The following is an 8,719-nucleotide window of genomic DNA, read 5'->3' as shown; positions in this document are numbered from 1 at the left end:
AGCGCCGCACATCGACATCGGCCGCCCGCACATACCCGACCCGGTGCCCGAGCTGGATCTCGTAGTAGACGTCCTCGCCGCGCACGATCGCGTGCTTGGAGACGTCGAAGGTCGGGGCGTAGAAGTAGTCGCCCGTCATCCGGTCCCCGACGGCGTACTCCTGGCCGGCTGCGAGCTTGTACGGCAGCGGCGAGACCGCCTGGTAGGGCACCCCGGCCGGATAGGCGTCCTTCTCCGGGTACGCGCGGCCGTAGACCGGGATCTCCGGCCGGCCGTCCTTCGGCGTGGCGATCAGCCCCTCGGCGTTCACCGCCGTCGGCGCACGGTGCGGATTGTGGAACCACGCCTTCTGCCCGAGGTACCAGACCGCCGTCCAGTCGCCGGACCGGCCCGCCACGGCGAACCGCTGGCCCGTCGAGGCACGGGCACCGATGTCGTTCACGCCCTTCGTCGAGTCACTGCCGTCCGGGTGCAGTCCGGCGTCCTTGACCAGCGGTGCGCTCTTGCTCGGCGCGGTGTGCAGCCGGACCGCAGCGGAGCCGTGCGGTGCGCAGGGGTCACCGGGCTTCTCGCAGCCGGTGTAGACCGGCTTGTTCCGCTCGTAGTGGGGGCGGATGGTGACCAGCCCGCCGTGCGAGCCCGAGGCGGCCTTGAACGGCTTGCCCAGCAGGGTGAAGTAATGCGCCCAGTCCCAGTACGGACCGGGGTCGGTGTGCATACCGGGGATCGTGGCGGTGGTCGTGCCGGGCACATTGTCGTGGCCCAGGATGTGCTGCCGGTCGAGCGGCACGTCGTACTTGCGGCTCAGATACTTCACCAGCCGGGCCGACGTGCGGTACATCGCCTCCGTGTACCAGGCGTCCGGCGCGGCGAGGAAGCCCTCGTGCTCGATGCCGACGGAGTGCGAGTTGATGTACCAGTTGCCCGCATGCCAGGCGACGTCCTTGGTCGGCACATGCTGGGCGATCAGACCGTCCGCGGAGCGGATCGTGTAATGCCAGGACACATAGGTCGGGTCCTTGATCAGCTTCAGCGTCGTCTCCCAGGACCCCTCGGTGTCATGGATGACGATGGTGCTGACCCGCTGGTCGTCGGGCCGGTCCGCCTTGTCGTGGTTGCCGTAGTCACCGTCGCCGAACTCTTCGTACGGCGCCGGGACCGACTCGCAGGCGACGCTGTGCGGGCACTCCGGCCTGCGAGCTGACTGCGGCGCCGATGCCCTGGCGGTCGATTCGCCGAGACGTTTCTTCTGGGTGGCGTCGGGGGTCAGTTCCGGCGTGGCGGGCAGCGTGACCTGCTGTCCCGCGTCGGTCGTGCGCGTCTGGCCCCGGCGCATCACCTCGTAGACCTCGTCCGCGAAGGCCTGGCCGCCGCGCAGGTCGTCCTGGCCGCCGTAGCGCGCCACCGCCCCGTACCACCGCGCCGGGTCGCTGCCGGCGGTCCGCCCCAGCTTGCGCTGCTCCGCCGCGAGCAGCGCCGCCCCGCCGAGCACATTGGCCGCGGGGTCGGTCCGCAGCCGCTCGGCCGGAAGGCCGGCCAGCGTGGCGGCCGTCGTCAATGTCCGCAGCCGCGCGGGGAGTTCCGCGGGCACCACGGCCCGCTTCGAGGCACCCCCGGCAGGCACGTTCTTACGCGGCCGCGCGCCGTCGCCGCGGGCGTCCTCGTCGCCTTCGCTGAACTCCGGGGCCCGCGCCAGCGCCGTACGGGCGTCGGTCAGATGCATCGGGCCGTAGCCGCCGGAGACGCTGGGCGCGCCGCCATGGGCGTCCCAGCGGGACTCCAGGTACGCGACGCCGAGCAGCACACTGCGCGGCACATGGAAGCGGGCGGCGGCGTCGGTGAAGGCTCGCTGAAGTTCATCCGTCCGGGGTGGCCCGGCGTGTGCGGACGGTGCTCCCGAGAGCGGCAGCAGCAGCACCGCTGCCGCGACGGCGGTGGCGGATCTGCGCAGGGCGGGGCGGTGGAATCTCTTCTCGTCTTCCGGGGCGGATCCTCGCAAAGCAACCTCCTCGAGCCGGCCCGAGCCGGGGCGGTGTGACGGCGGGTGCGCAAACGGCCGCACGGGCGGGACCCGAGACTAGAGCCCCCTTCGGCTTAGAGCTATACGTTTGCCGAGGGTCCGTCAATCACCGTGCCTGTTCGGGATTTCGCATGTCAGGGCGTCTCCAGAGGAGCCTTCCCGGACCGGTGCCCGGCCTGCGGGGCGTCAGTGGAATGGACCAATGACCTGACGCGGACGACGGCCGCCGGACGGACGGCCGGAGGAGAGGGGCGAAGGGGAGGGGCGAAGGCCGGTCCGCCGCACATGGGTGAGCGGCGCACCCCGTACCCGGGCGCGCCGCTCACAGTCCCCCCTTGCGGGTGCCGGCGACATCCGGCACCCCTTCGGCAGTCAGCGGGTGCCGACCGCCGCCCGCACCGCACGACGTGCCATCTGGCAGTCGTCGTGCAGCCGGCGCAGGAGCAGCCGCTGCTCCTCGCCCGCTGCGGGCACGCCGGGTAGTCCCGGACCCGGTGTGCCCGTCGGCGTGGGTTCGCGCATGGTCCGTTGGACCGCGGTCTCATAGCGTCGGATCTCGCGGGTGAGCACCAGCATCAGATTCACCAGGAAGGCGTCCCGCGAGGCCGGTCCCGCGTTCTGGGCGAGCTGGCTGATGTGCCGGCGGGCCACCGGCGCGTCACCGAGCACCGACCACAGCGTCGCCAGGTCGTAGCCCGGCAGATACCAGCCCGCGCTGTCCCAGTCCAGCAGGACCGGGCCCGCGGGGGAGAGCAGCACATTGTTCAGCAGCGCATCGCCGTGACAGAACTGGCCCTGGGTGTGCGACAGACCGTGCAACAGCTTCTGTAGATCGCCCATGTCCCGGTCCGTGAGCAGCCCCAGGTCGTGGTAGCGGCCGATCCGGCCCGCGTAGTCCAGCGGGGCGTCGAACAGCCCGGCCGGCGGACGCCAGAGGTTGATCCGGCAGATCGCGCTGAGCGCGGCCCGTACGTCCGCGCGGGGAGGCGCCTCGGACGGGTGCCGGGTCAGCGCTGCCACCCGGCCGGGCATCCGCTCCACGATCAGTGTGCAGTTGTCGGGATCGGCCGCCACCAGACGCGGCACCCGTACCGGCGGACGATGCCGGACGAATGCGCGGTATGCGCTTATTTCCTGCCGGAACCTTTCGGACCAGGCGGGGGACTGGTCCAGTAAACACTTGGCGACCGCGGTCATGCGGCCCGTCGTGCCGACGAGAAGGACGGACTTGCCGCTGCGCCGCAGCACCTGCACCGGGTTGAACTCCGGGCAGATGCGGTGCACCGAGGCGACCGCGGCGCGCAACTGGGCGCCCTGGGGGCCGGACAGGTCGAGTCTCCCGCTGAGCGGCTGGGCGCCCGTCGTCTGCGTCCGCCGGGTACGGCCGCCGGGGAGACCGGTCAGCGCCCCCGCGGAAGGGGAGGGGTCGAGATACGGCCCGCTTCCGGTGGGGTGCGGGCGGTACGGCCGGGTGGGGGCGGTCACGGCGGACGATGCTGCATACATGGGTGAAACAGATCCCTTCGTGCGCCGGCGAGTTGCGTGCGCTCCCCGGCCCGGTGATGGGAACCCGTGAACGGGCCCCGTGCAGGAGGCCGATCCAGGGCCCCTGTGAAGGGCGCGCACCCTGGGGAATGCGGTCCCGCCACCAGGCCGGGGGCGGCATATCTACAGAACACGCGGCTGCGGGTGGCAGACCATCTGGCGCACCCTGGCGAACCCTGGCGAATGCCCACAGCCCATGTCACCGGCCGTTACTGTCAACTCAGTCGAGGAACCTGGGGGCTTGACGTGGACAGGCAGCCGAACACCCGTCTCGCGGACCTTTTCGGCCTGGCCGGCTGGTCCAAAGGAGAGCTGGCGAGACTGGTCAACCGGCAGGCGGCGGCCATGGGCCATCCGCAGCTGGCGACCGACACTTCACGAGTGCGGCGCTGGATCGACATGGGGGAGACCCCGCGCGATCCGGTGCCCAAGGTTCTGGCTTCCCTGTTCACCGAGCGCCTCGGCCGTGTCGTAACCATCGAGGACCTCGGGTTCGCAAGAACCGGTCGCTCGGGGAAGCGGCAGGCCATGGACGGTCTGCCGTGGGCTCCCGAACGGACCGCTGCGGTCCTCACGGAATTCACGGGAATGGACCTCATGCTCAACCGACGCGGCTTGGTGGGTGCGGGCGCCGCACTCGCCGCGGGCTCCGCACTCACCGGCGCCATGTACGACTGGCTGCACACCGACCCGGGCCCGGCGGCCGTCCCACGCCACGACCCGTTTGCTTCCGACTCCTTCGACGAACTCGACCAGATCGGCCTCGACCGCTATGAGGCGGCCCCCGTGGGGTCGCAGGAGATCGATGCGCTGGAGCGCTCGGTCGAGGTGTTCCGCGCCTGGGACGCGGCCCGCGGCGGCGGGCTACAGCGCAAGGCCGTGGTGGGCCAGCTCAACGAGGTGGGCGGCATGCTCGCCTACCGCCACCCCGACCACCTCCAGCGCAGACTGTGGGGGGTGGCCGCCAATCTGGCGGTGCTGGCCGGCTGGATGTCCCATGACGTGGGCCTGGAGCCCACCGCCCAGAAGTACTTCATCATCGCCGCCCATGCGGCGCGCGAGGGCGGCGACCGCCCGCGCGCCGGCGAGGCGCTCTCCCGTGCCGCCCGTCAGATGGTCCATCTGGGCCGCCCCGACGATGCGCTGGATCTGATGAAGCTCGCCAAGTCCGGCTCCGGCGAGGAAACCCTGCCGCGCACCCGCGCCATGCTGCACACCATCGAGGCCTGGGCGCAGGCGTCCAAGGGCCACGGCCAGGCGATGCGCCGCACCTTGGGCGAGGCGGAGGACCTGTTCGTCTCGGACAAGGGCGATGTGCCGCCGCCGAGCTGGATGCAGATGTTCGACGAGGCGGATCTGCACGGCATGCAGGCGCTGGCGTTCCGTACGCTCGCCGACCACGATCCGTCGGCCGCCAGGATCGCCCAGCATCACGCCAAGCGGGCCCTGAAGCTGCGGGAGAACGGCCGCCAGCGGTCGCAGATCTTCGACTACATCTCGATGGCTTCGGCCTGCTTCATCGGCGACGACCCCGAACAGGCCGACCGCTACGCCCGGTTGGCGCTGGTCTCCATCGGGGAGAACTCCTCGCACCGCACCTGGGACCGGCTCCGCGAGATGTTCCGGCTCACGGGACAGTATGCGAACTACGCCAAGATCCAGGACCTGCGCGAGGAGATCCAGGATGTCCTGCCGAAGGCGAAGCCCAAGACCAAGGGGTCGGGTCTCGGCCCCGGAATCGGATCACGAGTCGGAAAGAACTTCCCGGCCTGAGACGGGAGGACGCGGCGAGCGTGACGGTACGTCACCCGGAGGGGTGGCGTCCTCCACGGCTCCACTGCCTCATCCGTCAGCCGACGGTCGGTCCACCGACGCCCACGGGGCGGCCGGCTCAGGATGCGCCGGTCCGCCCTCAGCTGCCGCGGGGTGTGTCAGTCGCCGACCCTGGCGATCAGCACACACGCGTCGTCCTCACGCTCGGCGCTGCCGAACTCCTCGACGACGATGCGGATGCTGTCCTGCGCACTGCGCGCCGCGGCGAACCGAGGCGCCAGGGCGAGGAGCCGCTCGGTGCCCTCATGGGGGGCGTGCACACCGTGCGTACGGCGTGGGACGAGGCCGTCGGTGTGCAGGACGAGCAGGTCACCGGGCTCCAGTTGCTCGGTGTGCTGGGTGTAGGCCGCACCCGAGGTCGCCCCGAGCAGGACACCCTCGGGCGGGTCCAGCGCGCGCCCCGTGCCGCCGCGGAAGAGCAGTGGCGCGGGGTGCCCGGCCTGGGCCCACTCCAGCGTCCGCGCGGCGGGATCGAACCGGCCGCACACCGCGCTGCCCAGCGCCGGCTGGGCAGCGGTGTCCAGCAGCTGGTTGAGGAAGCACATCAGGGGCCCCGGCCGGTTTCCGGCGACCGCCATACCGCGCAGCGCGCCGAGGACCATGGCCATACCGGACGTGGCGGTGGCGCCGTGGCCGGTGAGATCGCCGACGCTCAACAGCGTGGTGCCGTCGGGGAGTTGCAGTGCGTCGTACCAGCCCCCGCCGATCAGGTCGCGGGTGCCGGACGGCAGATAGCGCCCGGAGAGATCGAGGGCGACCGGACCACCCTGCGGGAACCGCAGGGAGCCGCGCCACGGGGGCAGCACGGCTTCCTGTAGCTCGACCGCAAGCCGGTGCTCGGTCTGCGCGATATGCCGCTCGCGGTGCAGCGAGTCACGGGTCTCGCGTACCGCCTGCTGGCTGCGGCGCAGCTCGCTGACGTCCCGCAGCACGGCCCACATACAAGCGGTGCTGCCGTCGGCGTCGAGCACCGGCTCGCCCACCATGTGCACCGTGCGCAGACTCGTGTCCGGGCGCACGATGCGGAATTCGCCGTCGATCGGCCGGCCGTCCACCAGGCAGTCGGTGACCATGGTGGCCAGCCCCTCCTGGTCATCGGGGTGGACCAGGGACGGCAGCTCGTCGAGGGTGAGCGGTCCGTCGGACGGGGCCCTGCCGAACATGGCGAACAGCTCGTCGGACCAGCTGACCTCGTCCGTGAGCAGATTCCACTCGGCGCTGCCCACCCGGCGCAGCAGCGCACCGCGCTCATGCGGCTCGGGTTCCGGCGCGGCCGGGGGGAGTTCGGCCTCCGGCGCCGGGGCGTCCTCGCTCTCGGCGGGCAGGCCCTCTCTCAGCTGGTCGAGATGGCCCCCGAGGTCGTCGAGGTGGTGGACGGCGAGATCGCACAGCGCCCGCTGCCAGCGCAGCTGCGGGTCCGTGGCGAGGCCGGTGTCCACTGCGGACCCCTGGCGCACCGCATCGAGGTCACCGCGCAGGCGGCGGGCCTGCGTGATGAGTGACTCGACCGTGTCGCGCTCGGGGGGCCGGTCGGCTGGGTGATCCGCGAAGAGAGGGGACGGCATGACGTACTCCGTGATCAGGCGGCGCCGGGCTGAAGGGCCGGTAACGACTGTTGCACAGGCGGCGACCGTCCGTAAGGGATTTGGCACTACCCGATACGGTGGTGCATCTGGCATATGCCCCCGGCCTTCCTGGGGCATACCGGGGGCGAATCGGCGGAATGACAGCTTCCAGGCTAGGCTTCGGCCGCCGTACGCAGGCGCTTCCGCCGATCCATGGTGGGAACGAGGCTTACGGCCCGCAGTCACCGGCAAGAATGCCGGTCAGCGGAAATCCCGTTGCCAGCCTGCCCCCCGCACCGGATGCTGACCTCATGTTCGATCCAGACATAGCGCCCAGTGGCACCCTGCTCGGCCTCCTCCAGCGAGGCCGCGGCGACGGGACCCTGCATGCCCTCGCGGCGCCGCGGGCCGAGGCGCTCGCGGCACTGAACGACAGCGTGCTGCGCGATCCCCGTCGCGACTGGCAGGTCGAGAACCGCTCGCTCTACTACGCGCGCCTTTATATGCAGCTCGACGGCGGGCTCGAGGAGATCGAACGGCACCTCTTCCACCCCGACGACCTCGTGGACACCGGCGAGGAGCGCACCGGCCTGGCCCTCGCGGTCCTCGGCCACCTCGCCGCGTACGGCAGGGACGCCGCCCGGCTGCTGCTGCGTAGCTATGCCGCGGCCGGCAGCAACTGGCGCTGGGCCCTGGACGAGCTTGCGCTGCGTGACGACGACGCCGGGCTGATGACCCTCGCCCCCGCCGTTCTCGCCCGCTTCCCGGAGACCGAGGACGGCCGGGCCGCGCTGGCCACCGCCGTGCGCGATGCCTTCGAGCCCCGGCCCTGGCGCCTGTGGGCCGAGGACCCCCGGTACGGCCCGCGACTGGCCGCCGCCGGGGAACAGGGCTCCTTCGACCGCTGGCAGCGGCAGCTGCGGCCCCGCGGGCCGCGCCCCGGCTGGAGCGTGACCGAGGTGCTCCAGTGGGCCGAAGAGGGCCTGGAGCCGGAGTCCGAGGAACACCGGCACCTCGCCGCAGCCCGCTGCCTGGCCGCCGTCGCCGGTCCCGAGGACCGCCCGGAGCTGCTGCGCGCCGCGCGCAGCGCACCGGACGCCGCCCGTGCCGCCGTACTTCACCACCTCGCCGAGCGCGGCGACCCGGACGCCCTCGATCTGATCGAGGACGCGGTCGTCGACCCCTTCTCCTCCGAGCGGCTGGCGTCCGCCGCGCTCGCCGCCTTCGCACGGATGCGCAGTGTGGCCGCCGTCGAGCGGGCCCGGGTCTGGGCGCCGCGCACGGACCTGCTCGGTGCGTCCGCCGCCGCGATGCTCGCCCGCCGCGGCGGGCGGCGCGACGCCGGACCGGTGCTGGCCGCGCTGCGCCGCACGGTCCGTGAGGAGGGGCCGGACGCGGACGGCCTGTGGGAGCTGGTCGACGGCACCGGCCGCCTCGGCGTCGGCTGCGCCGCCCCCGTCCTGCGGCACATCTACCGGGAGACGTCCTCCTCCCACCTCCGCGGCCGGGCCGCCGGTGCGCTCGCCGCCACCGACCCCGGTTTCGCGGCCGGCTTCGCCGTCGAGTGCCTGTGGGACTGCGAGGAGACCACCCGGGAACTGGCCGCCCGGCACGCCGCCACCGGTGACGACCGGGTCGTCGAACAGCTTCGCCGCCTCGCCGCCGACCCCGCCGAGGAGGCCGAGGTACAAACGGCCGTGCGCAGCCGGATCGGACCCGAGGGGTCCTAGGCTCTTCCCACGTTTTCGGCTGTACC

At 72.1% G+C, this 8,719-nt stretch carries 5 protein-coding genes; 2 read left to right on the top strand and 3 right to left on the bottom strand.

Annotated elements, in window-relative coordinates; translation table 11 throughout:
• Both M8I34_RS40780 and M8I34_RS40775 read right to left on the bottom strand, forming a co-directional pair.
• Positions 1–1,999: N-acetylmuramoyl-L-alanine amidase (locus tag M8I34_RS40780; protein WP_250058116.1), on the bottom strand; the 1,999-nt coding region annotated here is incomplete at its 3' end.
• Positions 2,000–2,392: 393 nt separating this feature from the next.
• The gene (locus M8I34_RS40775) at positions 2,393–3,526 is read right to left on the bottom strand and encodes an aminoglycoside phosphotransferase family protein (RefSeq protein WP_250058115.1); all 1,134 of its coding nucleotides are present in this window, start codon (positions 3,524–3,526) and stop codon (positions 2,393–2,395) included.
• A 285-nt stretch (positions 3,527–3,811) separates the two neighbouring features.
• On the opposite strand from M8I34_RS40775, the gene M8I34_RS40770 reads away from it, so the two are divergent.
• Positions 3,812–5,338 carry a hypothetical protein gene (locus M8I34_RS40770; protein ID WP_250058114.1) on the top strand — a complete coding sequence of 509 codons (1,527 nt, stop codon included), beginning with the start codon at positions 3,812–3,814 and terminating at the stop codon, positions 5,336–5,338.
• 158 nt (positions 5,339–5,496) lie between these two features.
• Here M8I34_RS40770 and M8I34_RS40765 read toward each other — a convergent pair whose 3' ends face one another.
• The gene (locus M8I34_RS40765) at positions 5,497–6,963 is read right to left on the bottom strand and encodes a PP2C family protein-serine/threonine phosphatase (protein ID WP_250058113.1); all 1,467 of its coding nucleotides are present in this window, start codon (positions 6,961–6,963) and stop codon (positions 5,497–5,499) included.
• Between the two features lie 311 nt (positions 6,964–7,274).
• Here M8I34_RS40765 and M8I34_RS40760 point away from each other — a divergent pair, with 311 nt between their 5' ends.
• Complete coding sequence (locus tag M8I34_RS40760) at positions 7,275–8,693, top strand: HEAT repeat domain-containing protein (protein ID WP_250058112.1); 1,419 nt, start codon at positions 7,275–7,277, stop codon at positions 8,691–8,693.
• Positions 8,694–8,719: the final 26 nt, after the last annotated feature.

The sequence above is a fragment of the Streptomyces sp. MCA2 genome, from assembly GCF_023544705.1.
In the GTDB taxonomy this organism is placed as follows: Bacteria; Actinomycetota; Actinomycetes; order Streptomycetales; family Streptomycetaceae; genus Streptomyces; species Streptomyces decoyicus.
Note: the sequence above shows the minus strand (reverse complement) of the source record. Positions and strands in the feature narration are given on the sequence as shown.